The organism is Shewanella sp. GD04112 (assembly GCF_029835735.1).
GTDB lineage: Bacteria > Pseudomonadota > Gammaproteobacteria > Enterobacterales > Shewanellaceae > Shewanella.
Map to the genome: position 1 here is coordinate 1,764,816 of NZ_JAOEAL010000001.1, position 24,773 is coordinate 1,789,588.

The 24,773-nt window shown below is 48.5% G+C and carries 21 protein-coding genes; 14 read left to right on the forward strand and 7 right to left on the reverse strand.

From position 1 onward, the window contains the following. Positions 1 to 116: 116 nt before the first annotated feature. Positions 117 to 404, reverse strand: a complete 288-nt coding sequence (locus N7386_RS07970; RefSeq protein WP_126512929.1) for a hypothetical protein — start codon at positions 402 to 404, stop codon at positions 117 to 119. Between the two features lie 199 nt (positions 405 to 603). Here N7386_RS07970 and N7386_RS07975 point away from each other — a divergent pair, with 199 nt between their 5' ends. Next, the gene (locus N7386_RS07975) at positions 604 to 2,715 is read left to right on the forward strand and encodes a DNA topoisomerase III (RefSeq protein WP_126512930.1); all 2,112 of its coding nucleotides are present in this window, start codon (positions 604 to 606) and stop codon (positions 2,713 to 2,715) included. A gap of 249 nt (positions 2,716 to 2,964) precedes the next feature. After that, positions 2,965 to 4,134: a porin gene (locus N7386_RS07980; protein ID WP_109287476.1), complete on the forward strand. Its 1,170-nt coding sequence runs from the start codon at positions 2,965 to 2,967 to the stop codon at positions 4,132 to 4,134. Between the two features lie 89 nt (positions 4,135 to 4,223). Here the strand turns inward: N7386_RS07980 and N7386_RS07985 are convergent, their stop codons facing one another. After that, positions 4,224 to 5,750 carry a sigma-54 dependent transcriptional regulator gene (locus N7386_RS07985; protein WP_279767866.1) on the reverse strand — a complete coding sequence of 509 codons (1,527 nt, stop codon included), beginning with the start codon at positions 5,748 to 5,750 and terminating at the stop codon, positions 4,224 to 4,226. A 165-nt stretch (positions 5,751 to 5,915) separates the two neighbouring features. Here N7386_RS07985 and N7386_RS07990 point away from each other — a divergent pair, with 165 nt between their 5' ends. Genes N7386_RS07990 through N7386_RS08000 form a run of 3 tightly spaced genes read left to right on the forward strand, consistent with a single transcriptional unit; the run spans position 5,916 to position 9,567 of the window. Continuing rightward, positions 5,916 to 7,469 (forward strand): flavocytochrome c, encoded by a 1,554-nt coding sequence (locus N7386_RS07990; RefSeq protein ID WP_279767868.1) that lies wholly within the window; start codon positions 5,916 to 5,918, stop codon positions 7,467 to 7,469. 35 nt (positions 7,470 to 7,504) lie between these two features. Next, positions 7,505 to 9,142, forward strand: coding sequence for an aromatic amino acid lyase (locus N7386_RS07995; RefSeq protein ID WP_279767876.1), 1,638 nt, complete (start codon positions 7,505 to 7,507; stop codon positions 9,140 to 9,142). 41 nt (positions 9,143 to 9,183) lie between these two features. Next, a complete protein-coding gene (locus N7386_RS08000; protein WP_126512933.1) occupies positions 9,184 to 9,567 on the forward strand; it encodes a cytochrome c3 family protein in 384 nt (127 codons plus the stop codon). 221 nt (positions 9,568 to 9,788) lie between these two features. Here the strand turns inward: N7386_RS08000 and N7386_RS08005 are convergent, their stop codons facing one another. Further along, a complete protein-coding gene (locus N7386_RS08005; protein ID WP_126512934.1) occupies positions 9,789 to 11,078 on the reverse strand; it encodes an alpha/beta fold hydrolase in 1,290 nt (429 codons plus the stop codon). Positions 11,079 to 11,257: 179 nt separating this feature from the next. On the opposite strand from N7386_RS08005, the gene N7386_RS08010 reads away from it, so the two are divergent. From N7386_RS08010 to N7386_RS08050, 9 genes are all read left to right on the forward strand, one after another. Beyond that, positions 11,258 to 11,902 (forward strand): MBL fold metallo-hydrolase, encoded by a 645-nt coding sequence (locus N7386_RS08010; protein ID WP_126512935.1) that lies wholly within the window; start codon positions 11,258 to 11,260, stop codon positions 11,900 to 11,902. Positions 11,903 to 12,114: 212 nt separating this feature from the next. Next, positions 12,115 to 13,128 carry an XdhC/CoxI family protein gene (locus N7386_RS08015; RefSeq protein WP_126512936.1) on the forward strand — a complete coding sequence of 338 codons (1,014 nt, stop codon included), beginning with the start codon at positions 12,115 to 12,117 and terminating at the stop codon, positions 13,126 to 13,128. Further along, the gene (locus N7386_RS08020) at positions 13,128 to 13,814 is read left to right on the forward strand and encodes a nucleotidyltransferase family protein (protein ID WP_279767883.1); all 687 of its coding nucleotides are present in this window, start codon (positions 13,128 to 13,130) and stop codon (positions 13,812 to 13,814) included. The genes N7386_RS08015 and N7386_RS08020 overlap by 1 nt, the downstream gene beginning before the upstream one ends. A gap of 3 nt (positions 13,815 to 13,817) precedes the next feature. Further along, positions 13,818 to 14,315 (forward strand): (2Fe-2S)-binding protein, encoded by a 498-nt coding sequence (locus tag N7386_RS08025; RefSeq protein ID WP_011625802.1) that lies wholly within the window; start codon positions 13,818 to 13,820, stop codon positions 14,313 to 14,315. A 1-nt stretch (position 14,316) separates the two neighbouring features. Next, complete coding sequence (locus N7386_RS08030) at positions 14,317 to 16,563, forward strand: molybdopterin cofactor-binding domain-containing protein (protein ID WP_279767886.1); 2,247 nt, start codon at positions 14,317 to 14,319, stop codon at positions 16,561 to 16,563. Between the two features lie 370 nt (positions 16,564 to 16,933). Beyond that, positions 16,934 to 17,425 carry a DUF1097 domain-containing protein gene (locus N7386_RS08035; RefSeq protein WP_279767889.1) on the forward strand — a complete coding sequence of 164 codons (492 nt, stop codon included), beginning with the start codon at positions 16,934 to 16,936 and terminating at the stop codon, positions 17,423 to 17,425. A gap of 114 nt (positions 17,426 to 17,539) precedes the next feature. After that, positions 17,540 to 18,994, forward strand: a complete 1,455-nt coding sequence (locus N7386_RS08040; protein ID WP_279767891.1) for a methyl-accepting chemotaxis protein — start codon at positions 17,540 to 17,542, stop codon at positions 18,992 to 18,994. A 903-nt stretch (positions 18,995 to 19,897) separates the two neighbouring features. Then, positions 19,898 to 20,713, forward strand: a complete 816-nt coding sequence (locus N7386_RS08045) for a hypothetical protein (protein WP_232015279.1) — start codon at positions 19,898 to 19,900, stop codon at positions 20,711 to 20,713. A gap of 138 nt (positions 20,714 to 20,851) precedes the next feature. Then, entirely contained in the window at positions 20,852 to 21,361 is a 510-nt protein-coding gene (locus N7386_RS08050; RefSeq protein ID WP_226984098.1) for an Sbal_3080 family lipoprotein, read from the forward strand. Positions 21,362 to 21,832: 471 nt separating this feature from the next. On the opposite strand, the gene xthA is transcribed toward N7386_RS08050, so the two are convergent. From xthA to fhuF, 4 genes are all read right to left on the reverse strand, one after another. Further along, complete coding sequence (gene xthA, locus N7386_RS08060) at positions 21,833 to 22,645, reverse strand: exodeoxyribonuclease III (protein ID WP_086904508.1); 813 nt, start codon at positions 22,643 to 22,645, stop codon at positions 21,833 to 21,835. Further along, positions 22,645 to 22,944, reverse strand: a complete 300-nt coding sequence (locus N7386_RS08065; protein ID WP_011072939.1) for a YciI family protein — start codon at positions 22,942 to 22,944, stop codon at positions 22,645 to 22,647. The genes xthA and N7386_RS08065 overlap by 1 nt, the downstream gene beginning before the upstream one ends. After that, positions 22,944 to 23,489 carry a septation protein A gene (locus N7386_RS08070; RefSeq protein WP_011716559.1) on the reverse strand — a complete coding sequence of 182 codons (546 nt, stop codon included), beginning with the start codon at positions 23,487 to 23,489 and terminating at the stop codon, positions 22,944 to 22,946. Before N7386_RS08070 ends, N7386_RS08065 begins: the two co-directional genes overlap by 1 nt. 161 nt (positions 23,490 to 23,650) lie before the next feature. After that, complete coding sequence (gene fhuF / locus N7386_RS08075) at positions 23,651 to 24,697, reverse strand: siderophore-iron reductase FhuF (protein ID WP_086904507.1); 1,047 nt, start codon at positions 24,695 to 24,697, stop codon at positions 23,651 to 23,653. Positions 24,698 to 24,773: the final 76 nt, after the last annotated feature.

Genomic DNA, 24,773 nt, shown 5'->3' on the forward strand with positions numbered 1-24,773 from the left:
CGAGCTGCGTTTGACTGTAGGGATGTAGGAGAAAGGCGAGACAAGGTGTGTGAAGTTAGAACTCTTTATTTGACCTAAGCAGATATAAGTGTGGATTTAGGCTTAAAAACCGGGGCTTAAATCACCAGCCATAGCAGCATCCAGAGTCCGAATAGCCATGCCAGACTGCGGCGGCTAATGCTATGTTTTAATAGCAAAGACAGGCTCACTGCAACGGGCAAATACAGGATAACTCCCCAAGAAAGGAGAGGCACCTGAAGCTCTAGCCTTTTTAGCCCCATTTCACAAAGCAGACTTAACGCCAATAATAACAGGCTGTGGAAGATCACCAATTGATTGAATCTTAAGGTGAGTGCTGGCTTAACGACGGGGATTGAAGGGCCTGGCAAGGTCAGTGTATTCATCTCTTGTTCTCTATTCCTCGTAACGGATGCAAGGGATTCTAGGTTTAGATGAGAATTATTCTCAACTAAATTTACACAGCTTTAGTGTTTCGTTACCGCAGAGCGAGTTAAATCGGCCCTCTAGGTAAAACGGCGGTTTGCACTCTTGTCTGCTTTGGGCTAAATTACACTGTAATTATATCCAGTATTTAATGTAGATATGATCCTCTATATTGCTGAAAAACCAAGCCTTGGGCGTGCAATCGCCGATGTGCTGCCTAAACCCCACAAAAAAGGTGACGGGTTTATTGAAGACGCCCAAGGTAACTGTGTGTCTTGGTGTGTGGGGCACTTGCTCGAACAGGCCGAGCCCGATGCCTATAATCCCGAATTTAAATCGTGGAAGTTTGAGCATTTACCCATAGTGCCTGATAAGTGGCAGCTTAAACCTAAGGCCGCGACCCGCAGCCAACTCACAGTACTTAAAAAGCTGGTGAAGCAGGCCGATACGCTAGTGAATGCGGGCGATCCCGACAGGGAAGGGCAGTTATTGGTTGATGAAGTGATCGCCTATTTGGGCGTGACGGGCGATAAATTACAGCAAACGCAGCGACTCCTTATTAGCGACTTAAACCCGCAGGCGGTGAAGCGTGCCTTGTCGCAACTTCGTAGTAACCGTGAGTTTATTCCTTTGTCGACCTCGGCACTTGCCAGAAGCCGCGCCGATTGGCTCTATGGCATGAATATGACGCGGGCCTACACCATTCAAGGGAAAAAGGTCGGTTATCAGGGCGTACTATCGGTCGGTCGAGTACAGACCCCGCTGCTTGGGCTTATTGTGCGCCGCGATGAGGAAATCGCGAATTTCCAATCTAAGCCATTTTATGAGGTTCTGGCTCACTTAGTGACCGACAAAGAACAGGCTTTCACGGCGAAGTGGCAACCCAGTGAAGCCTGCTTGCCTTATATGGATGAGGAAGGGCGCGTGCTTGCTAAGGGCCTAGCGCAAAATGTGGTGCGCCGGATCTCTGGTAAACCCGCCAAAGTGACCCAGTTAAGCACTAAGGATAAGCAGCAGAATCCGCCTTTACCCTATAGTCTATCGGCGCTGCAAATCGATGCCGCCAAGCGCTTTGGGATGAGCGCGAAGGACGTGCTCGATACCTGCCAGAGCTTATACGAGCGCCATAAACTAATCACTTATCCACGCTCAGACAGTCGTTATTTGCCCACAGAGCAGCATGGGCTTGCAAGTGGGGTATTAGCGGCCATTACGGGCGGTGCGCCCGAGTTAGTCGCACACGCTGAGGCGCCCAATCCTCGGCTTAAATCTAAGGCGTGGGATGATAAAAAAGTCGATGCTCACCACGCCATTATTCCAACGGAAAAACAGCCCAATCTAGCTGGTTTAAGCCAGCGGGAAAGGCAGCTTTATCTGCATATTGCTCGCCAGTATTTGGCGCAGTTTTACACTGCCTATTGCTACAGTGAAACCGCAGTCGAAGTGACGATTGAAGGTGGCCTTTTTAAGACTAAGGCAAAACAGGATAAGTCTCTCGGTTGGAAACAACTGTTTGCCAGAGAAGAGAACGAACGAAAGGACGCATCATCCGCAGCGAATTTTGCGCAAGGCGACAAGGACGCAGAGGAAGGGGAATATCTTGGTCAGTTACCGCCTCTTACCTTAGGGCAAGTTCTTCATTGTCACCAAGGTGAATTGGTCGAGAAGCAAACTCAACCTCCCAAAGCCTTTACCGATGCGACCTTGCTGAGTGCGATGACGGGGATTAACCGTTATGTGACTGACCCAGAGATCCGCAAAATTTTAAAGGAAACCGATGGCTTAGGCACAGAAGCGACTCGCGCAGGCATTATTGAACTGCTGTTTAAACGGGGCTTTATTCAGCGTCAGGGCAAGTTGATTGTGGCCACTGAGGTGGGCAAGGGCTTAATTAATAGCTTACCCCTTAGCGCCACGACACCCGATATGACGGCGCTGTGGGAGGCAAGTCTAAACGGTATCTGTCATAAAGAAATGTCTTATCAAGGCTTTATGCAGCCACTACTGGGGACGCTAAATAACTTAATCGAAAATGCGGGCGCTCAATTACCGTCAGCCCTCAATGGCTTAAAAGGGCAGGGCTTTAAGCGTGCAGCAACGAAAAAGTCCGGCTATCGAAAAGCTGGAGGTAAAGGCGCTGGATGGAAAAAATCCGGCACTAAAAACGCGGCAGTTGGAAGCTCGGCCGCTAAAACTACCGCGGCTAAATCGACGGCCGCTAAATCCGCTACGCCTAGACGTCGAGCGAGTAAAGTACCCGCCCAAGCTTGATGACACAAATGTAATCAAACTGTCGCTAATGCTCGCGATCTAGTAACGATATTTAATATATTCCGCGATATTTAATTGCCGCCAATCACGATATTTCGTGATTGGCGGATCCACTTCTAAAAAACACCCTGAAATTCAGATTTTCTGCGCCGTGGCATGCAAACTGCTGTGTGTTGGCTGGAGAATATAATAAGCCAATTAAATCATATGATTATATATGGTTTAGCTGAATTAAAAGGTGTAGATGATATGAAAAAGAAATTGCTTGCAGTGATGATCCCCGCGGTACTATTGACTGGTACCACTCAGGCGGTTGAGCTGTATAACGATCAAACCAATAGCGTCAATATGATGGGCTGGCTTGGCTTTGCGGCGTTAAATGATGGCCACGAAACTTCGGTAATTGATAACTTTTCCCGGGTGGGATTCCGTTTCGACCGCCAAGAGAAAAACGGCTGGCGCTCCTTTGCCCATACCGAATGGGGCATTAACATGGTCACCAGTGACGATGGCCTTATCTATACCGAAGGCCAAGGTGGTGGCCAGTTATCGGCTTCAAAAACCTCAGATTTCCTCTTTAACCGTTTAGGTTATGTCGGCATGTCGCACGACAAATGGGGCTCGCTCACCTTTGGTAAGCAGTGGGGAGCTTATTACGATGTGGCTTACACCACTGACGTGCTCAATGCTTTTACGGGTTGGTCTGTCGGTGCTTATACCTTCGGTGATGGCGGTCTCACCGGAGCGGGTCGTGCCGATGCGGCGCTACAATACCGCAATACCTTTGGTAATCTGCATATCGCGGTGCAATACGCTTCTAAGCAAAATAGTGATGTGGCGCTCTACGATAATTTAGGCAACGCCTTAAACGATGGTTCGGAGCTGAGCTTCGACCCTAGCTATGGCGCGAGTGCGACTTACTACTTCACCGATAAATTTAAGGTATTAGCGGGCTTTAACCGTGGTGACTTCACTGGCAATCTTGCGGGCAAAGAAGTCGATAATACCAACCAAATCATCGGTATCGGTGCCCAATACGGCAGCTTCTATCAATATGCGCCGGGTCGTGATGCCGACGGCCTGTATGTGGGTTTTAACGCCCATAAGAGTGAGCAAAACGAGTTGGTAGGTGGGGAGCTTTACGACTCAACTGGCGCCGAATTTATTGTCGCTTACCACTATGACAACGGATTCGTACCTAGCCTATTGCTGACTTATCAGGATTTGGACACCGATGAAAACACCGCTATCCAAGGCAAATGGACGCGTCAGTTTGCCGTGCTAGGCCTGCATTATCGCTATAGCCGCGACACAATCATGTATGCCGAAGCCAAAATCGATTTCAGCGATATGGACGATAAAGCCTACGAAGATCTGCAAGATAATAACTATGCCGTTGGTATTCGTTATTTCTTCTAAGTCTGACGAGGGAGTGCGTTAAAAAGTGCATTCATCAAAGGCCACAGTATTGTGGCCTTTTTCATGACTATCCATTTCTTATCAATGCATTACACAATCCCTAACTTCTTCATTTTACTGCGCAGGGTATTGGCATTGATATCCAGCAATTCGGCCGCGCCGCCTGGGCCATAGAGTTTACCGCCCGTGATCCTTAAGGCATGGCTGATGTATTTTTTGGTCATCACCTCCAGTGGCACCAGCTTATCGCTGGCATGACTTGGATCGATAATCACGGTTTGATTGGACGGGGTTTTAACGGCTTCGAGGCTTTTTGGCGCCAGAAAACTAAAATCCAGCGGACCCGCAGGGTGCTGAATGATAGCGCGCTCGAGCACATTAATGAGTTCGCGCACATTCCCTGGCCAATCATATTGGTTGAGAATATTCAGTTGTTCTGGGGCAATTCTTGGTAGCTGTGGCAAATTGAACTTGGCACTCAGCTGCTCGACAAAATGTTGCACTAACAGAGGAATATCCGTGCGTCTTTGTCTGAGTGATGGGATCTCTATGGGGAAAATCGCCAGTCGGTACCAGAGATCCTCGCGAAATACTTCTCTATGCACCATGGCCTGAAGATTTCTGTGGGTTGCGGCCACTATACGAATATCGAGCTGCACCGCATCGTGGCCGCCAACGCGGGTGATACAGCTATTTTGCAGTACTCTAAGCAGCCGAACTTGGGCTGAAAGGGGTAATTCCCCAATTTCATCTAAGAAAATGGTGCCGCCGTTGGCCTGTTCGAAGTAGCCAATTTTGCGTGAATCGGCGCCAGTAAACGCACCTTTTTCATAACCAAAGAGCTCGGAGTCAATCAAAGTATCTGGAATAGCGCCACAGTTTACCTTGATAAAAGGCTTACCCGATCGCTCCGACAGTTCGTGAATGGCGTTGGCGATAACCTCCTTACCGCAGCCCGTTTCCCCAAGCATTAACACTGTGGTGTTGATTTTGGCGATGGATTGCACCTGTTGCATCACCTGTTTCAGGCCAGAATTAGCGCCAACCACGCCATTTTGAACATCTAAGGTGCGGCGTAGACTGACGTTTTGTTTGGAGAGCGCTTCATTCTCTTTGAGTAAGTTGCGATCCCTTAAATTCAGCGCCGTGATGAGCGCGAGGTTTTGCATATGTGGTGCAATCAAGTCAGCATGACGGGGCCTAAACACTCCAGTCGTTTTGGCATAAAAGCCGACTATCCCAAGGTGGGTATTCTCAATCGACATCCGCAGAATAATTACCGAACGAATATCCTTAATGACCTGAGGCGCGACTAAAGAGGTGACAGGATCATGCTCTATGTCATTAACAATTCGCACCTTTGGCCGCTCGGGATCCTCTAGCGATTGCGCCATCTTCAGAGGAATTTGGATGCGTTTATCCAAGGTGCAGCAATGGGTATCATCAACATGGGCGATAAACTGTATATCATTAAATTGTTTGCGAAAAATATTCACAAATAGCCCATCTATAGGCAATTCATCCCGAATAAACTCGAAGTAACTGTGCAAAGATTTTTCGAGTTGCAGACTGCTACAGAGTCTTAGCGTTGATTCGTAATAGAAGTGTTTTTCCATTGATATTTCAAGTTAATCACTAAGTATCGTGATTGTAGATCTTTATATTTCGTGATTTTGTGCCTGCAATCAAAGTTCCCCACATAAATACCTCTTTTTAGGTGCTTGGCACAGCACCTGCACTTTCATGCTGACAAGTTCCAATGATTATTGAAGGAAATCAGCATGAGTAAAACCCAAGGTATTAATTCGGGGCGCCGCCAGTTATTAAAGGGCGGCATGGTCATGGCCGCGGGACTCGGGGCGAGTATTGCACTGCCCACTACTGCCAGCTGTGACTCTGCGCCTATCAACTTCGATGAAATCGTAGATGTGCTCGTGGTCGGCAGCGGTTTTGCTGGCATGTCTGCGGCGTTGCAGGCCAGAGAAGCCGGCGTGAGCGTGATGGTTATCGATAAGATGCCCGTGTTTGGTGGTAACTCTACCATCAATGGCGGCGCCATGGCGGTAGCCGGTTCTGCGCTACAGAAACAGGCCGGGATTAAAGACTCGGTCGATGCCATGGTGGCTGATATGCTGCGGGCAGGTCGCGGCATGAACGATGTGGAAATGCTTAAACTGGTGTGTAACGGCACCGCAGAATCCTGCCAATGGTTGATTGATTACGGCGTGAACTGGAAGCCTTTTGTGCAACACTTTGGCGGCCACTCGGTACAACGAGTGTTACAAACGGTTGAAAGTTCAGGCGCTGGCATTATTCGTCCCCTAATAAAAGCCGCCCGGGATAAGGGCGTCATCATGAAAAATCAGACCAAGCTCGAAGGCTTTGTACAAGATGAGGCCGGACGGGTGATCGGTGTCGAAGTTCGTGAAGGTTTTTATTTTCCTAATGAGCGCACGGGTAAAATACGTCGTATCGGCGCGCGCCGTGGCGTGATTATGGCGACCGGTGGTTTTGGTCGCGATATTGAATACCGCATGATGCAATTACCTGAGTTAAATAGTGATTTAGATTCAACCAACCATGCAGGTGCCACCTCAGAGGCGCTGAAACAGATGATGCTCATTGGCGCTAATCCTATTCATTTAGACCAAATTCAGCTCGGCCCATGGGCATCCCCCGACGAGAAGGGCTTTGGCACGGCTTCCCAGTTCAACACTATCGCTACCTATCCCCACGGCATTGTTGTGGATGTGCGTACTGGTGAGCGTTTCTTCAATGAATTAGCCGACCGTAAAGCGCGTGCCGACGCCATCATGACCAGACGGGATGAGCAGGGGCAGCCTGTCTATCCCATTGGTTTTACTAATGCCGCCGGTGCCAGCAAGGCACAGACCTTAGATTGGGGCCTGAAATACAAGGTCATCAGCAAGGCCGAGACCTTAGACGAACTGGCCGCTATTTACGGCATGCCCGCCAAGGCATTAAAGGCGCAGGTCGCGCGTTGGAACGAAGCGGTGAAGACGGGCGTTGATAAAGAGTTAGACCGCCCCATGCAGGAGGCAATAGTGCTGGACAAAGGGCCTTGGTATGCGGTGCGCATGTGGCCGAAGGTGCATTACTGCATGGGTGGCGTGAAGGTGAATACCCAATCCGAAGTGCTGCATTTGGTCAGCAATAAAGCCATCCCCGGGCTATATGCCGCAGGCGAAGCCACAGGCGGTATCCATGGCGCCAGTCGCTTAGGAGCCTGTGCCGTGGCCGAAGGGGTAGTCACTGGGCGTAATGCCGGCCGTAACTGCGCCGCAGCGAACGCTGTGACGCTCAAGCAAGCTTAGATTTTATTAAATATAACAAAATGTTGGAGATGATAATGAATAAATCCATGTTGATGGCCTCACTCACCTTGAGTCTACTTTCAGGCAGCGCATTCGCGATGGAGCAAGTGGTGCTCGACGGTAAACATTTAACCCAAGACCAAGCCTGGGCGATTGCCGATGGCGCTAAAGTGAAGATTGCGCCGCAGGCCAAGACGCAACTCGTGAAAGCAAACGCGCTACTGATGGAAGCGGCGCGTCTGGGCAAACCTGTGTATGGCTTAACCGTGGGGGTTGGGCTAAATAAAGACCACAAGCTGTTCGATGCCAACGGTAAGCTGAGTGATGCGGTACTCGATGCCTCTCGAAGCTTTAACCTCAGCACTCTGCGTGCTCACAGTGCCGGTGTCGGTGAAGCTGCGCCGATTCGACTCACCCGTCTAGCCTTAGCCGTGCGGTTAAATACCATGTTAGCCGGACAAACCGGTGTGCAACCTGTGGTTGCCGAGCTTTATGAAGCCTATTTAAATCAGGGGCTGACCCCTGTGATCCCAGCTAAGGGTACAGTAGGTGAAGCGGATATTCTGCTGTCATCCCATGTCGGTTTAGCCATGATTGGTGAATGGGAAGTGTTCTACAAAGGTCAGCGTGTGAGCAGTAAAGAGGCGATGGCCGACGCGGGGATCACACCATTGGCACCTATGGGGAAAGATGCGCTATCGATTCTGTCTAACAATGCCTTTGCCGTCGCGTATGCCATGCAAGGTTACCGTGAAGCGAAGCAATTGTTGTCCGTATCGCCCACTGTCTTTGGCTTAAGCCTTGAGGGATTAAACGGTAACGTGGCGCCATTCTTGCCGCAAACCAACGACATCCGTCCGTTCCCTTACATTAAATCGACCACCAGTGACATTCTCAAGCAGCTCGATGGTAGCTATTTATGGCAGCTTAACGATGAGCGTCCATTACAGGATCCGTTAAGCTTTAGAACTACGGCTTACACCTTTGCAGGCGCCGAGCAGGCCCTAGCTTCATTAGATGAAGTGATCAATATCCAAATCAACCATTCGGACGATAACCCAGCCGTGATTGTGGGCGCGTCGAACCAATATGCCGAGTTCCCACAAGTGGCTAAATATTTGGTTGAAGGGCAGGGCGGTGTGTTCCCTACCACTAACTTTGAGCCGCTACCTGTGGCACTCGCAGTGCAAAACCTGAGTGTGGCCCTGACCCACGTGTCCCATAACAGCGTGATGCGCACTATTCATCTGTCCGATGATCACTTTACTAAGCTGACGCGCTTCCTGAGTGCGCCAGAAAACCAAGGCCATGCCTTCGGTGCGATTCAAAAGGCCTTTGTGGATATGCAAGTGCGTAACAAGCAGTTAGCCACGCCAGTATCCTTCGATGGGATTTCTATCGCCGGCGGGATTGAAGATACCTTCACGAATCTTAAGTTGGCGTCGGATAACCTGATCAAAATCGTGGATAACACCCGAGTCATCTACGGTTTAGAACTGCTGCACTCAACTCAAGCGATTGATTTACGTAAGCAAGCTCACCCTGATCTACAACTGGGTAAGGCAACACAAGCCATGTACAAGGCCTACCGTGAAAAAGTGCCTTTTGTCGCCAAGGACCGTCCATTTACACCCGATATCCAGGCGTCAACTGACTTTATTGCAAACTATTAATCTACGATGCGGGGCACTATGCCCCGCCTAGGAAGACTCTGATGTTAAAACCCGTATTTATTCTATTACTCGGTGTCATGCTGGCAACGCCTATGGCCGCTAATGCATTGAATATCAAGGACTACCATAAAGAGGTGATGACAGGAGCCGATGGTAAAGCCGATTGTGCGGCATGCCACGGTGATGCAAAACGTAAAACTGTTCCGGATGCAGCTACTTGCAGTAGCTGCCACGGTTCACCCGAGGAGGTGGCTAAGCTGACTGAGCGCCCAGCGGATGCGGGCCATTCGGTTGAACCAAATCCCCATGACAGTCTGCACTATGGTACTGATCTGCCTTGTACTTACTGCCATCAGGAACACAAAGAAAGTAAAGTTTATTGCAATCAATGCCATGAATTTACTTATCCTCAGATGAAACGTTAATTTCATCTCGGTTAGAAACTCGCTCCCCTGCTTTTTTTGACTATGTTTGTCATGCACTCAACCCGGTTGAGTGCATTTTTTTAGGTAAAAAAAAGAGTAAGCCAATACGGATTACTCTTACGGAAAATTGGTCGTTGAATGTTGTAGCCAAAATCACTCATATGGATGAGGAGCCAGCACACAATGACAGCTTTTACTTAATTAACCCTTAAAATTAACATTTATCTTAAGCAGTCACCGCGGTTGAGACTGATGAGTTTATCCAAGATCCGCTCGCCATCCATTCGAATGCCATTGTGCTCATATTCCGAGGTTAACCAATACTTTAGGTGAGCTACCTGTTTGGCAGTTTCGAGGCTGTAGTCCATCTCGACATACATATCTTCGCTGTAAATTGCGGCCGCAATGGGGACGCGGTTTTGGCTGAGTTGCTCAAGATTGTATAACGCCGGCCAGTCTGTTTTATGGGCAAGGAGATTAGCCGCGGCTTGGAGTGGGGTTAAATGGCTAAATTGTTCAAACATCCAAGGGTAAATCATCTCGCCAGTAAATAGGAAAGGCTTACCGACTTGATAGTTAAAGGCCGGATACTGCTCACGCACCCTATGGGCAGACCACTGTGACGCACTGTGTTGGCAGTAGATGGCCTCGTGTAGCAGGGCAAAAATCGGGTTGGTGTTATAGTCGAGCAATTGACAGAAATGATTTAAAAACAGCGGATTGACATAATCACCTTGGGGCGAGTGCACCAGCGCCTGTTCAAGCAAATAGTAAACCGACTCTGGGCCTTGCTCCATGCCCAAGTTAATGCCGAGCAGTTGTAGCATTTCAACCGTGAGACGCTCGCCCGTGGCTAAATGCACTGGGTGCTCGAGTAAATGTTTGGCGAGGCGTGTCACTAGATGCTGCGCATCGTGGAAGCGCTGGAAGAAGTCCTTATTCTTAGCGAGTACGCGCTGATAGGTGGCCTGATAGACTTCATCACTGCTGCGTGTGAGGGAAGGAATGCCGCCTGTGATATAGGCTTCACTCACGCCCTGCGGGGCGGCGCTTAAATAATGCAGCACGCAGAAACCACCAAAGCTTTGACCTAGAATCGCCCACTTGTCGGCGGGGCAGAGCTGGGCGCGAATTGATTCGGCATCGCGGACGATATTGTCGGCCCTAAAATGGCTTAAATATTCGGCCTGTTGTTCAGGCGTTAAGTGACCGAGGCTTTGGTAATTTATCGGGCTAGAAAGCCCTGTGCCCCGTTGGTCGAGCAATAATACTCTAAACTCTTTGAGTGCGCGGCGGATCCAACCGCTATTATTCGCGGGGCGCATGGCAGCAAAGCCGGGGCCTCCCTGAAAAAAAACGATATATGGCAGTTTTTTATCTTTATTTTCAATGGCGCAGAGTTCCCGCGCGAACACACTGATCTGTTCACCAATTGGCTGTTGGTAATTGAGTGGCAGGTTGAATGTGTGTTTTTTGGCGAGGACACCGGCGAGCATCATATCGGGTTTCATCAATTAACCTTAAGAGTAGGGCTTGTTGTTTAGGGCAGATTGTATACAAAAGCCCTGTTGTCGCAAGTTGGGATTATTTGGTTAGCCTTTGGTTAAGATCAATTTTTATTGTAAAAATTTGAGCCATGATAAGCCTCTTAGCGTAATCTATCGGCTATGGATAACACGAGATTGAAGCTATGAAGTATCAAATTATTCCTGTGACACCTTTCCAGCAGAATTGCAGCTTGATCTGGTGTGAAAAAACGAAGCGTGCCGCGGTTGTCGATCCGGGAGGGAATGTCGACCGTATTTTAGGCGAAGTGGACAAGTTGGGACTGACCCTTGAAAAAGTCCTGCTGACCCACGGCCATATCGACCATGTGGGCGGTGCTAAGCTGTTGGCGCAGCAAACGAATGTACCTATTATTGGCCCCCATGTAGCGGATAAATTTTGGATTGATAACCTGCCAAAACAGAGCCAAAACTTTGGTTTTCCCCACTGCGAAGCCTTCGAGCCCGAGCAATATTTGCAGGATGGCGATCTAGTTACCGTGGGGGAACAAAGTTTAAGCGTGTTGCATTGCCCCGGGCATACTCCGGGCCACGTGGCATTTTATTCCGCTGACGCTCATCTGGCTTGGGTGGGCGATATTCTGTTTCGAAGCTCGATTGGTCGTACGGATTTTCCGCAATCGAATCATCAGGATTTAATCCAATCCATCACCACTAAACTTTGGCCTTTAGGGGCGGATGTAGAATTTATTCCCGGCCACGGACCTATGTCGACCTTCGGTGAAGAGCGCGAACATAACCCCTTTGTGGCCGATCAGTTACTGTTGTAAACCGACCATACTTCTTCGCGACGTGTGTTAATGCGTCGCGAGTCATAGGTTAGCTCATTATCGTTCGCTGCGTACGCTTAGTATCCCTCACCGCAATATTTTGTTCATCATTTCCTCTATGAATGCGAGTTCAGCTTTGTTAACTTGTTAAGTCGAATGTTATTTATTGGCTTCACTTATCTAGCCGCAGATGCAAGCATGGAGTGTTGTGCATGGTTCAGCAAATCGAAGACTTGTTAGAGCATTGGTTGCCTTTAGCCGATGATGCGTGGGTGCTGGCAGTGATTACCCATATCCAAGGCTCGTCCTACCGAAAGCCCGGCGCCATGATGTTATTCCACGAGTTTGGCCAAGGCGCGGGGATATTAAGTGGTGGCTGTTTAGAGGCGGATCTTCGCCGTCATGCGCAGCAAGCCATGCAATCACAGCAGATTGCTTGTGTCACCTACGATGCGACCGATGAATCCGATGCCAGCTACCGCCTAGGTTGCGGCGGTAAAGTCGATATCATGTTGATCCCTCTGCTTAAAGAAAATCATGATCTTGGCCTAGTGGACATAGTGCAAGCCTTTCGTAAGGGGCAGTCGGGATACTATCAATTACCTCTCGCACCCGCGGGCAGCGATGCTCGTAGTTACGCCGCGCAGTTTTATCCAGCCCAGAGTGCCCCATTTCCGACGGCGGATTTTCCTAAGGCGGGCATACTCAGTCAGTCCGACGGGGAGGCGCTTATCATCCCGCTCAGACCGCGATTTCATTTAGGGATTTTTGGTGGGGGCATTGATGCTAAACCCGTGGCGGCGATTGCCCACAGTTTAGGCTGGCAGGTGAGTGTGTTTGATACGCGCACCGCCTACGCGAGAAGTGCCGATTTTCCCCATGCTCATATCGTCAAGCAAAGTGTTAACGAGGCGAGCACTCTTGTTGCATCCTTAGATTGTGCTGTGGTCATGCACCATAACCTGAACTTAGATGCGGCGGCGCTCAAAGCCATTCAACCCTTTGATCTTAAATATGTTGCACTCTTAGGGCCTGCCCATCGGCGGGATAAAGTGCTGGAGATGGCCGAGCTCAGTACCGATTCGTTTAATGGCTTTTTCTCGGCGCCCGCGGGGCTTGCGCTCGGTGGTGAGTTGCCGAGCGCCATTGCCTTGAGTATTTTGGCCCAATGCCATGGGGTGCTACACGGCGCGCCATGTTCGATTCTCGATGGGATCATGCCCTAATGCTGAGCCGCCAACGCTTGTTAATTGCCGTGCTGGCTGCGGGTGAGAGCCGGCGATTTCAGGGGATTAAACTGGCGCAGCCATTATCAACGACCTCTAGTGCAAATAGCGGGCAGAGCATCTTACAACGCCATATCGACCGTTTGGCTCGTTTCACCTCGGCGCCATTGGCAATAGGGGCATCCAATCAAGTCAGCGCTTCGCTGCTGGTGGTGCTCGGTGCCCATGCCCACGAACTTCGCCCCCAACTTGAGGCTTTTGGGGCGAATCAATTCACGCTACTGCATAATGCCGACTGGCAAATTGGGTTGTCATCGTCGCTGCGCGCAGCGGCGGACTTTGCCAAAGCGCAGCAGTTTGATGGCATGTTACTCAGCTTAGCGGATCAGGTCGCGCTGACATTTGAAGACTATCGGCAGTTGATTGAGACCTGGCAAACGAGTCAGCAATCTGTGGCCGCGATTTATTATCACGCAGCAGGGAAGTTGGATGAATTAGGTGCCCCTGCTATTTTTAATGCCTCAATACTCGATTTATTAACGGATTTGACCGGCGATCGCGGCGCCAAATCCATCTTAAAACAATTGGCAAATGTGGGTGAGCTAGTGGCTGTATCCTTACCCCATGCCGCGATTGATATTGATACTAAAGCCGATCTTGCGTCGTGGTTGGCACTTAAGGAGTGAGTTATGGCAATACCATCCTCGGAGGCGGCAAAGGACCAGAGTCTTGCGATGCCTTCCCAAAACCTGACCATTAATGGCAGATCTTTTACCTTAAATGCGGATCCCAATATGCCTATCCTCTGGGCGTTACGGGATATTTTAGGCTTAACGGGCACTAAATATGGCTGCGGTGCCGGACTCTGCGGCGCCTGTACCGTTCATTTAGATGGTCAGCCAGTGCGCGCCTGTTTAACTAGCGTATCCCAGGCGCAGGGCAAACAACTGACCACGATTGAAGGACTGGATAATCAAAAGCTTAAAAATGCTTGGGCCGAACACAATGTACCTCAGTGTGGTTATTGTCAGGCGGGGCAATTAATGTCAGCAGCGGCTTTAGTCACTCAGCATCCAAAACCATCGGCGGAGCAAATCGATGCAGCCATGTCGGGTAATTTGTGTCGCTGCGGTACCTATCCTCGGATAAAAGCGGCGCTGCAAAGCTATGCCAAACAGGAGGGCTAAGATGAGTACATTCACCGCAGTTGAAAATATCAGTCGCCGCGATGTGTTAAAACTCTTCGGCGCCGTCGGTGGCGGCCTCGCACTCGGGGCAAGTGGTCTCAGTTGGAGTCCAATGGCATTGGCACAGGACCAACAGGCGCGGCTCAATCTGTTTATCGCCATCGGTGAGGATGATAAGGTTTATTTGACCTGCCACCGCTCCGAAATGGGTCAGGGGATCCGCACGGGGATTTTACAAATCTTGGCCGAAGAACTGGAGGCTGATTGGGATAAAATAGTGCCTATTCAAGGGCTCGCCGATAAACGTTACGCCAGCCAAAATACCGATGGTAGCCGCAGTATCCGCGAAAACTATGACCGCATGCGTGAGATGGGCGCGATGGCTCGAACCATGCTTGAGCAAGCCGCTGCAGCCCGCTGGAAAGTGCCAGTGAGTGAAGTGCAGGCTAAAGATCATCAAGTGCTGCATGCCAAATCTGGCCGTGCTGCGCGCTTTGGCGAATTAGCCCTCGATGCGGCAGGATTACCATTGCCTGCAGCCGACTCGCTGCGATTAAAGGCGGTTAAGGATTTTAAGCAAATTGGTGCATCGCGTCAGATAGTCGATATGCAGGCCATGCTCACGGGTAAGGCTGTCTATGGCTATGATATTCAAGTGGATAACATGCTTTATGCCAGCATTATGCGTCCACCCGTATTGGGGAGCGATGTCGCAAGTCTTGACGATAGTGCGGCGCGCAAAGTAGCAGGTGTGGTCGATGTGTACCGTTTGCCAACGTCCAAGGGCGCTCCCGCTTTTCAAGCCTTAGGCGGCGTAGCTGTGGTGGCGACAAATACTTGGAGCGCGCTGCAGGGGCGTAAAGCCTTGCAAGTGAGCTGGACTCAGTCTGTCAACAGCAGCCACGATTCTAAAACCTACCTTAAAGAGCTGGTGGACAAGGTACAAGCCCCTGGCAAGGTGGTACGTCAAGTTGGTGATGAGGTCAAAGCCTGGCCGAAGGACGATACCCTTAAGGCGATTTATACCGTGCCTTACCTTATCCATTCCTCCATCGAACCGCCTGTGGCCACCGCCAATGTGACCGAGAAGGGCTGTGAAATTTGGGCATCGACACAAACACCGCAGAGTACCCAACAAAATGTGGCCGCGGCCTTAGGTATTGCCGAGGATGCGGTGAAAGTGAATGTGACGCTACTGGGCGGCGGCTTTGGGCGCAAGTCCAAACCAGATTTCAGTGTGGAGGCGGCGCTACTCTCCAAGCAATTTAAACGGCCAGTGAAGGTGAGTTGGAGCCGTGAGGATGAAATCCAAAACGGTTATTACCATGCCATCAGCGCCCAGTGTTATCAGGCCTTGTTTGATGCCAATAACAAACCAACGGCGCTATTAGCGCGTACGGGCTTCCCGTCGATAAGCTCCACCTTTGCCGAGGGCGTCGAGTATCCATCCGGCGGAGAGTTGGACTTAGGTTTTGTTGATGTGCCCTTTGCCCTCGCAAATTTACGCTATGAGGCTGTAAAGGCCAGCGCCCATAGCCGTATCGGTTGGATGCGCTCGGTATGTAACATTCAACATGGGTTTGGCGTGGGCAGTTTTGTCGATGAAATGGCCCATAAAGCCAAGTTATCTTGCCCCGATATGTGGCGCAGCTTACTGGGCCAAGCAAGGCGAGAGACCTTTGAGAACCAAGGCTTTAAATATGGCAACTATGGCGAAGACTTAAACCGTCATCCCGTCGATGTCGGCCGTTACCTCAAGGTGATTGAGGCGGTTGAACAAGCCCAAGCCAAGGCACCTAAAGCGGGTAAGAATCAAGGTTGGGGCTTTGCGGTGCATCGCAGTTTTGTGAGTGTGGTGGCGGTGGCGATACGAGTTGAGGCCGGTGAGGATAAGCAGCTTAAAGTGCTGAATGCCATTGCCGCGATTGATGCTGGCACTGTGGTTAACCCCGATAGGGTGAAAGCACAGACCGAAGGCGCGATAGTATTTGGCTTAAGCTTGGCGCTTATGGGGGAGATCAGTTACCAAGAGGGTAAGGTGATGCAGTCTAACTTCCATGATTATCCCCTGCTACGTTTACCCCAAGTGCCAGAGATGGAGATCATCATTATCGACTCGGATGCACCGCCTGCGGGTGTGGGTGAGCCCGGCGTGCCGCCGGTGGCACCAAGCCTGACCAACGCGATATTTGCCGCAACAGGCCTTAGGATCCGCGACCTGCCGGTTAATAAACAGTTAAAGGTGTGATGCTGTAAACGACACCTGAGTGAGCAAAAAAGCGCCTAATAAGCGCTTTTTTCGTTTTTTTACCACAAATAAATTGCTTGTTAGCAAATTTACGGGCATTAATGCCGAAAATTAGCAATAGATCAGGTTTTTGTTACCAAAATAGAGGTAATTTAACCAATATGTTTACTCAAGTGACCTAAGGTATGCGGACTCGCGTACACATTCATTTGAATCGGTTCCTAGTCGGCCTGTGAGTCTGTTTTCGATTGCAGATCCCTACTAAAAATTGATCGACACGGAAGTGAAGGGCGCTATAACACCATAATACAGCCGCACCTTAAGCGCATTTGAGTATTAACTTCCGTGAAAACAATACAAAGGGGTCATCATGGAAAATCGTTGGCAAGTCGCTATTTCGGCGGGGCTATTAGCCGCTGTCTGGTGTGGTATCGCAGATGCCTTTCATCTTGTTACTTGGATTGGCTTTTTAGGTTGTAGCACCTTCTTTGCTCAGCCTAAGGCTGGTTTTCAAGGCGTGATGATGGCGTGGTGCACCAATCTCTCCGGTGTGTTTTGGGCTTGGCTCATTATCAGCGGTAGCAGTTTCTTCGTATCGCCTGTGGCGGGTTATCTGTTTACGGGTATCGCGACCTCGGCAATGTGCCTGCAGGCCAGTTATCAAAAATTAAGCTTTATTCCCGGCGCCTTTATTGGCTGTTGTATTACCTTTGCCATGGCAGGGGATGTCACCAATATTGTGCCATCCTTAGTGTTGGGCGCCCTGTTAGGTTTTTGCATGAGTTTGTTGACGGCGCAGTTAGTCACCCTTCGCCAAAAATGGTCAGCATCAACAGGTTCTGAAATCGCCAGTGCCGATTAAATTCATCATTTTTTAATGTGCAGATGATGCCTGTGCGGTAAAAAAGTGATGGAATATATGAGCTATAATGCTGATTTAGTACCCGATAGCCTTTAGGTCTTAGGAAATATCAAGATGAAACAAATCCAGTTTCGCACCATTGATGCCATATTGATCAAATTCAGTCTCAACGGAAAGTTTTGGGTTGTCTGCTCTATGGTGGCGCTGATCACCGCCGCCGTTGCACTAGTCAATTACCAACATGCCCACCGCAACTTAGAAGCAGCATCTTTGGCTCGAGTTCAGGCGACGGTTGATGCCTTTGCTCAAGTCGCGAATGCACAGCAGTTGACAGGGGATACGTTGTCACAATTTGCCCGAGACAATGGGCTGAGTGTTGTCTCTCGCCAAACTGAGGCGCAGCGCCAAAGGGATAATGTCACCGCCAGCGCCACGGTGGCATCTGGCAGCGCGCTCGCACTGTCGCAAAATGTGTCCGAATGGGAAAGTGATGGCCGCAGCGATGCTAATTTGATGTTTTGGCTTGCATTAATCGGTTTATTGCCCTTATTCCAATTAAGCTATTGGATTTCAACTTCCCTCGGCGGTGGTCTGTGGGATATGTACATGGCCATCAAACGCTTAGCCGATGGCGACTTAAGTTTCAGATTAAACTTTTTCGGTACCGATGATTTCAGCTTAATCGCCCGCGAAATTGACCGCTGTGCCGACAATATGAGCGAAATGGTGAGCGCTATCCGCAATAATGCCCAAACACTTTCCCTCGCTGCTGATGAGTTTAATCAGCAAGCAAAAATAAGCGGTGAGTTAATTGGTGCCCAGCATCAATTTTTAGATTCAGTGGCTGTGGCCATGGCGCAAATGACTTCGGCGATTGAAGAAGTGTCGGTTAATGCCAGTAACACTTCACTACAGACTAAAGATAACGCCAGCCAAATGAGTGCCAGCCAAGGGCGTATTAGTCATACGGTGGACAGTATTGGTTTGCTCTCAACCAAAATTGGTGCAGCCTTTTCATCGGTAGAACAATTATCTAAGGATGCGGCGGCTATTGATGCGGTAGTGACAACCATCAATAGTATTTCTGGGCAGACTAACTTGCTGGCGCTGAATGCGGCCATTGAAGCGGCGCGCGCAGGTGAGCAAGGTCGCGGTTTTGCGGTGGTTGCCGATGAAGTGCGTACCTTAGCGGGACGTACTCAACAAGCGACAGTTGAGATCCAAGCGATGATCGAAGGATTGCAATCGGGCACTCGTCAGCTCTCCAATATCACCACTGAGATTGTGGACCGCGCCGATGAAGGCCGCAGTGCCATTGTTGAAGTGGGTAACGATGTTGAAGGGATGGCGCAATCGGTAAATGCCGTCTTTGATATGAGTAGCCAAATTGCCGCATCGGCGGAAGAACAAAGCGTTGCCGCCCGTGATATTGCTGGCCAGCTTAATGAGATCCGCCATCAATCCGATACCATTAAACAGACGGCGCAGCGCAGTGTCACCCTAGCGCATGATTTGCAACATGCTTCGGTTGAACTCGAAGGGATCCTTAAACAGTACCGCACTAGCTAATCTTACCTTCAATGTGGGCATTGCCAGTTTTCAGTGTGGGTAGTTGAGCAATAACACCCGATACTGAGTCTCATATAAAGCATTAGCGTATCATCTGAAAATGTCGGAAATCGTAGATTTCCGCCATTTCATTTTCGAAATACCTCAAAGCAGATAACTGAGTTGCTTAGCAGTAATCGTCACTATTCCCCCAATACCACGCTCTCCTTTTATTACTAAAATATCCCTATTCTAGAGGGGCATTGTTGCAACAATGGCAATTTTAACGACCATTGAACTGTTCATCTGGCTAAAAGCTTTTGCCCCAAAGCGAGATAAGTTCGTCGTCAGGTGTGTAGGATTAATTGTCATTGTTTCCCCAGTGACACGCCGCCTATTTATTTAACAAGAAGTGTCCCTATAGGCTCGACGGCGACATCCATGCCGCCAACGGTCACTGTTGCAACAGTGACAATTTTGACGACCATTGAACTGTTCATCTGGCTAAAAGCTTTTGCCCCATTCCTTGTTTCGGCTCTTTAGCTCAACCGAAAATTCCCACACATGCAGCCATAAATATTCTTATCTATTTGCCTATGTTTGGCCTTACCAGAAATCGACTAATAATGTATAGGTATACAGTCGTATTTAAATTTAGGTATTTTTGTATGATTTTCAGACAAAATCAGTGCGCACTAATTCCATCCGAAATAAATAAAACTCTATAAAATCAGGTGAATATAGTAACTGAGTTTTAGTTAATAGGTTTGGAAAACGCGCATGCGCGTTTTTCCAGATGGTATATTAGGCAAAAAGCTGATAAGTTCTTTGTATACAGATAGTTAACTGTGCGCGTTTTCACTGGTCTAACATGATAAACGCGCATGCGCACGAATAAAATGTTAGTGCTAAAGGAGAATTCATTTGACTTCAAATGCTAGTGTTCAATTCCATATGCGCTTTGTTAAAGAAAAGCATAAGGAACTGATCGAATCACTAAATGAGCTGGTTAATCATTTAGTTGGTGAGAAATTGGAGGTAAAAAAGTCAAAAGCAGATGTGGCGCTTACAAAATCAAATGATCTGAAAGCTTCAATATCCCAACAAGACACACCTGATTGGCTTCCATCACTAATAGATGCTTTACAACGCTTTAAATCTGGGTCATGGAATCAGACTCATTTAATTAATCATCTGATTACTTACCAGAAAAAAATTAAGGAACATGTTTGGATCTTTGATAATCCTTCCGAGCAGGCATTTGACTTCGATGCAATATTTCAGCATTACAAGTCGGAGAGCAGGCTGAGTGAATTGTTTAGTGAAATCGTAACTATTCTAGAGCAAATTCAGAATAGTGGTGAAGTAGACAGTGTTTCGATGATGTCTGCTTTAGGTAAAGTTATTGCGACTTTAAAGCAAAATCAGGATGGTTCGTACTTCTCAATTAATAGTGCCTGGTCATTTTTAGTTTCATTTTTAAAAAATTACATGTGGTCTGAACTGTCTAAAATACCTGTTTTAGGTTCAGCTATGGAAGCGTTAGAGAAAACGATTAAAGAAACTAACGAAGAAATGTTCAGAGTCCACAATAATGTTCAAGCGAGCATGAGAGAATTAGTCGAAGCTGAAGTTAAGGGCTTAGTAAATAAGTCCAGTTTTTCTTTTGTTGGTTATGATAAAACTGGGCTTCAATTGCCAAATTTAGATAATCCATTAAAAATAGATGCAAGTGTTTAGCACTAACAATCCGCTTTAGTCGCTCGCGAGCTCGCAGGGACACAAACACGTGGGCTGCGTCGCTTCGCTCCGGATTTTAGCTCACGTATTTGTGCCCCTAAGCGGGGCGTTATAGCGCAATACACAAACAGATACAATGTGCCTGAAAAACAATATGAGAAAATAAAAATGAAAAAAATTATAGTGTTGTCTTTAGCTTCTCTTACACTAGTTGGTTGTGGGTCGCCCAGATATATGGGCACCCCTGTTCCAGAGACTAATATTAAGTCGGAAATAGTTGTTGTTAAAGATAATGAAACTCGCTCTGGGTTCCAAAATACAATTGAGTCTTGGCTACAAGAACATAACTATTCTTATGTTGTCGTACCTGATAATTCTAAGCACGACCTGAACAAATTGACTCTTGAATATGAAGGTCACTGGGGGTGGGATCTGGCGTTATATTTGAAAAACGCGGAGATAACAGCTTATCAAGGCGGGCAAAGAGTTGGGGAAGTGAAATTTAAAGTTCCTTATACCGCTAATCCTAATAAATTTGGTGATGCAAGTAAGAGAATTGGTTTTATGATGGACACGCTTTTTGGCCAAATGACACCAGAACAAGCAACTCAAGCAGCAAACGCGTCTTCATCAACTACGCCAAACTAGCGCTATAACAAACTGTTTAAGAGTGATTCGCAACGCGTGGCATTTTTACTATGCGTTGCGTTTAGTGATTAAGGTTGTATGCGGCGGCTTCGGTATTGCGTTGCTCACACCTTAACAGGGCGTTAGCCCATAGAGATTTTCATCCGAAAATGACGAGTTAGAGTTAATAACCTAACTCATTTTTGCCCCTTTTCTTTTTACATACATATCGTAAATGGGTAGTTAAAATTGGCATTGGGGCACCAGTGACCGTTGGCGACATGGATGTCGCCGTCGAGCCTATAGGAATATTTCTTGTTAAATAAAAAGGCGGCGAGTCACTGGGTAAACAATGACAATAAATTCCATAAATAGGTAAAGCGACTATTTCGCTTTTGCCCATAATGCATCCGATTTTACTGAGCTCTAAAACAAAAAACATCGGCCTAGGCCGATGTTTTTTATATCGATTAAAGTAGCTACTCGAGCGAGTTAGGCTTCTTTAAAGGTGCTCCAAATTGGCGCGTGATCTGAGGGTTTATCAATACCGCGCAGATCGTAATCGACGTCGGATTCGACTAAACGTGCGGCCAGTGACGGCGTGGCTAAGATCACATCTATGCGTAGGCCGCGGTTATCATCGAAGCCTTTGCTGCGGTAATCGAACCATGAATAACGCTCGCTGCGGTCGGGGTGTAGTTGACGGAAGGTATCCACCAATCCCCAATCCTGCAGGGTCTTGAGCCATTCACGCTCTTCGGGTTGGAAACTGCATTTTCCGGTTTTTAGCCAACGTTTGCGGTTGACTTCACCGATGCCAATATCCAAATCGATGGGCGAAATATTGATATCCCCAATAATGGCGATATCTTCATCATTGCTATGATTAGCGTGCAAATGCGCCATTAAGTCCTGATAAAACTTACGTTTAGCAGGGTACTTTGTCGGATGGTCGATGCTTTCGCCCTGAGGGAAATAACCATTCAACACAGTTAACGGACGGCCATTTGCCTGAGCAAAGGTGCCGATAATCATGCGGCGCTGTGCATCTTCTTCGTCGGTTGCAAAACCCTTTTGCACCTTGATAGGTGCGACTTTGGAGAGCATGGCTACGCCATAGTGTGCCTTGCCACCGTGGTAATGCACGTGATAGCCCATGGCCTCGACTTCGGCGAGCGGGAAGGCTTCATCGTGCACTTTGGTTTCTTGCAGGCCGATAATATCGGGCTGATGGCTGTCGATTAACGCTTGCAATTGATGCAGGCGAGAACGCAATCCATTGATATTGAAAGAAACGATTTTCATTAAGGGAGAACTCGTTTGAAGGGTTTTACCACAACGCTTTGATATACGCCCGCAGCGAAGTAAGGATCGGCATCTGCCCAGGCTTGAGCCGTGGCTAACGAATCGAAATCCGCCACCACTAACGAGCCACTAAAACCCGCATCGCCTGGGTTTTCGCTATCGATAGCGGGGTGTGGACCCGCAACCAGCAAGCGACCTTCATCGGCCAGTTCCTGTAAGCGTGCTAAATGCGCAGGACGCGCCGCTAAACGTTTTTCTAAGCTGTTCTCAACATCTTGAGCTGAAATCATATACCACATTATTTGAGTTCCTTGCGTTGATCTTCGGGAAGATGTTTATAAAGGTAAAAGACGGTGATAACGGTATTAATCAGGGTTAAGGCGGTGAGGCCAAACACTTTAAAGTTCACCCAAGTTTCTAACGGCAGTCTAAAGGCGACATAGATATTGACTAGGCCACAGATGGCAAAAAAGCTTACCCAGTACCAAGTTACGTGTGCCCAAATCTTATCGGCCACCTTCATCTCTTTACCCAACATGGACTTTAAAATCGACTTGTTGAGTAGCTGGCTCACGCCAAGGGCTAGGGCAAATAAAGCATAAATAATAGTGACTTTCCACTTGATAAAGGCATCGTCATGGAACACTAAGGTGAGGGTGCCAAACACTGTCACCATAGCGAAGGTAATAAGGTGCATCTTCTCCAATTTTTTGTACAGCGCATAGGTCACGACTAATTGCAGTGCGGTGGCTGCGATTAAGGCGCCACTGGCGATATAAATATCGAAAAATTTATAGACGGCAAAAAAGATAATGAGGGGCAGAAAATCAAGCAGTTGTTTCATAAATAATCGTGTTAAGAAGACGTGGGCTTGAGTGTAGCACGGGGGACTAGAGGGAAAAAGCCGTGAAAGGTGACCGATTGCTAACTGTTGCATGAAAGTGGCGGCAAGGGCTGCTGCAATACTTATTGCCCTTACAACTAAGTGGGCTGTGACCGATAAGGCTAAGCTTGCGCGGCACGTTTGGCTTGGGCGCGCGTGGCTAACGGGCAATCGCCGCAGCGATGACTGTTGGCAAGTTGATACCTTAAGCAGCAGACTCGGCGAATATTGTCCGCGTCAGCAGCAGAATTGGGCAGCAGATTAATGCTGTTGTAGAGTGGATTAACCTCGCCATCGTCAAAGGATTTAGTGTTAAACAGCAGCGCCTTAAGCTGCTCAAATTCAATTTCTGGTAATGCCATTTCGCCCAAATACCAGTGAATAAGGTAGCCTAAATGGCTCCAATACAACTTTGCGGGGGTTGGGCTTAAACCGGTTAATCGTTCAACGCTAGGGATTAGATGGCTTTGAATCCACTGAATAAGTTGTCGCTCGCGGGGTGGCGTTAAGACAGTGGATTTAACTATGCCGGCTTTTACTATGGCGACGTTATCCCGAGGAATGGGAGTTAATTGAAACTCAAAACCTGCGACTCTGCCCGAATCGTGGGGCCGAAGATAAAAATGCTCAGGCGCTATATCAAGCTGCTCAATTTGCTCAATCTGCTCAATCGTGCTCGCGAGCGAGTGCGGCGCGTTAATAATCCATTCCAACATGGGGGGCACTAACAGACCGAAATACCACTGTCCCCAGAGCGAGTGCAGGGCTTTGGAATGATGGCTATGGCTGAGCAAAATCTGCTCGGGTATATTTTCTAACGGGATAGATGAAGTGGTTTTTGCCAAAGGTGGATAGGCCTTGGCAAAATCCAGTAAAAGCTGCTGATAAACGGCTGGCTGACTCCAAGTATCAAAACTGAGTCCTTGGGGCTTGGTGGTTGCCACAAAGTGCTGGGCATAAAATGGGGCGCGCAGCGCCAGTCGTTGATTAAACGCTTTGGCGACTTGAGTTAAATCCGCAGGGCTTAGCGCTGTTAAGTCGGTTGTTTGCACGCTGACCACAGTGCCAACACTCTGTGAAGGGTTGTGATGACACTGCTCGGTATGATCAGGTTGAGTTCCTCTGGAAAGCTTAACTAAGGTCGGTAGCGTTTCCCTTTGGCGCGCCATAATCACTCCTTTGGCTTGAATTGATTAAACTGCGGTGAACGCTAAACTCACCGCAGTTTTCATTGATTAACCGCTA

Coding starts and splice junctions, on each gene's coding strand:
- N7386_RS07970 (WP_126512929.1), bottom strand. CDS start 404: ATGAATACACTGACCTTGCCAGGCCCTTCAATCCCCGTCGTTAAGCCA.
- N7386_RS07975 (WP_126512930.1), top strand. CDS start 604: ATGATCCTCTATATTGCTGAAAAACCAAGCCTTGGGCGTGCAATCGCC.
- N7386_RS07980 (WP_109287476.1), top strand. CDS start 2,965: ATGAAAAAGAAATTGCTTGCAGTGATGATCCCCGCGGTACTATTGACT.
- N7386_RS07985 (WP_279767866.1), bottom strand. CDS start 5,750: ATGGAAAAACACTTCTATTACGAATCAACGCTAAGACTCTGTAGCAGT.
- N7386_RS07990 (WP_279767868.1), top strand. CDS start 5,916: ATGAGTAAAACCCAAGGTATTAATTCGGGGCGCCGCCAGTTATTAAAG.
- N7386_RS07995 (WP_279767876.1), top strand. CDS start 7,505: ATGAATAAATCCATGTTGATGGCCTCACTCACCTTGAGTCTACTTTCA.
- N7386_RS08000 (WP_126512933.1), top strand. CDS start 9,184: ATGTTAAAACCCGTATTTATTCTATTACTCGGTGTCATGCTGGCAACG.
- N7386_RS08005 (WP_126512934.1), bottom strand. CDS start 11,078: ATGAAACCCGATATGATGCTCGCCGGTGTCCTCGCCAAAAAACACACA.
- N7386_RS08010 (WP_126512935.1), top strand. CDS start 11,258: ATGAAGTATCAAATTATTCCTGTGACACCTTTCCAGCAGAATTGCAGC.
- N7386_RS08015 (WP_126512936.1), top strand. CDS start 12,115: ATGGTTCAGCAAATCGAAGACTTGTTAGAGCATTGGTTGCCTTTAGCC.
- N7386_RS08020 (WP_279767883.1), top strand. CDS start 13,128: ATGCTGAGCCGCCAACGCTTGTTAATTGCCGTGCTGGCTGCGGGTGAG.
- N7386_RS08025 (WP_011625802.1), top strand. CDS start 13,818: ATGGCAATACCATCCTCGGAGGCGGCAAAGGACCAGAGTCTTGCGATG.
- N7386_RS08030 (WP_279767886.1), top strand. CDS start 14,317: ATGAGTACATTCACCGCAGTTGAAAATATCAGTCGCCGCGATGTGTTA.
- N7386_RS08035 (WP_279767889.1), top strand. CDS start 16,934: ATGGAAAATCGTTGGCAAGTCGCTATTTCGGCGGGGCTATTAGCCGCT.
- N7386_RS08040 (WP_279767891.1), top strand. CDS start 17,540: ATGAAACAAATCCAGTTTCGCACCATTGATGCCATATTGATCAAATTC.
- xthA (WP_086904508.1), bottom strand. CDS start 22,645: ATGAAAATCGTTTCTTTCAATATCAATGGATTGCGTTCTCGCCTGCAT.
- N7386_RS08065 (WP_011072939.1), bottom strand. CDS start 22,944: ATGTGGTATATGATTTCAGCTCAAGATGTTGAGAACAGCTTAGAAAAA.
- N7386_RS08070 (WP_011716559.1), bottom strand. CDS start 23,489: ATGAAACAACTGCTTGATTTTCTGCCCCTCATTATCTTTTTTGCCGTC.
- fhuF (WP_086904507.1), bottom strand. CDS start 24,697: ATGGCGCGCCAAAGGGAAACGCTACCGACCTTAGTTAAGCTTTCCAGA.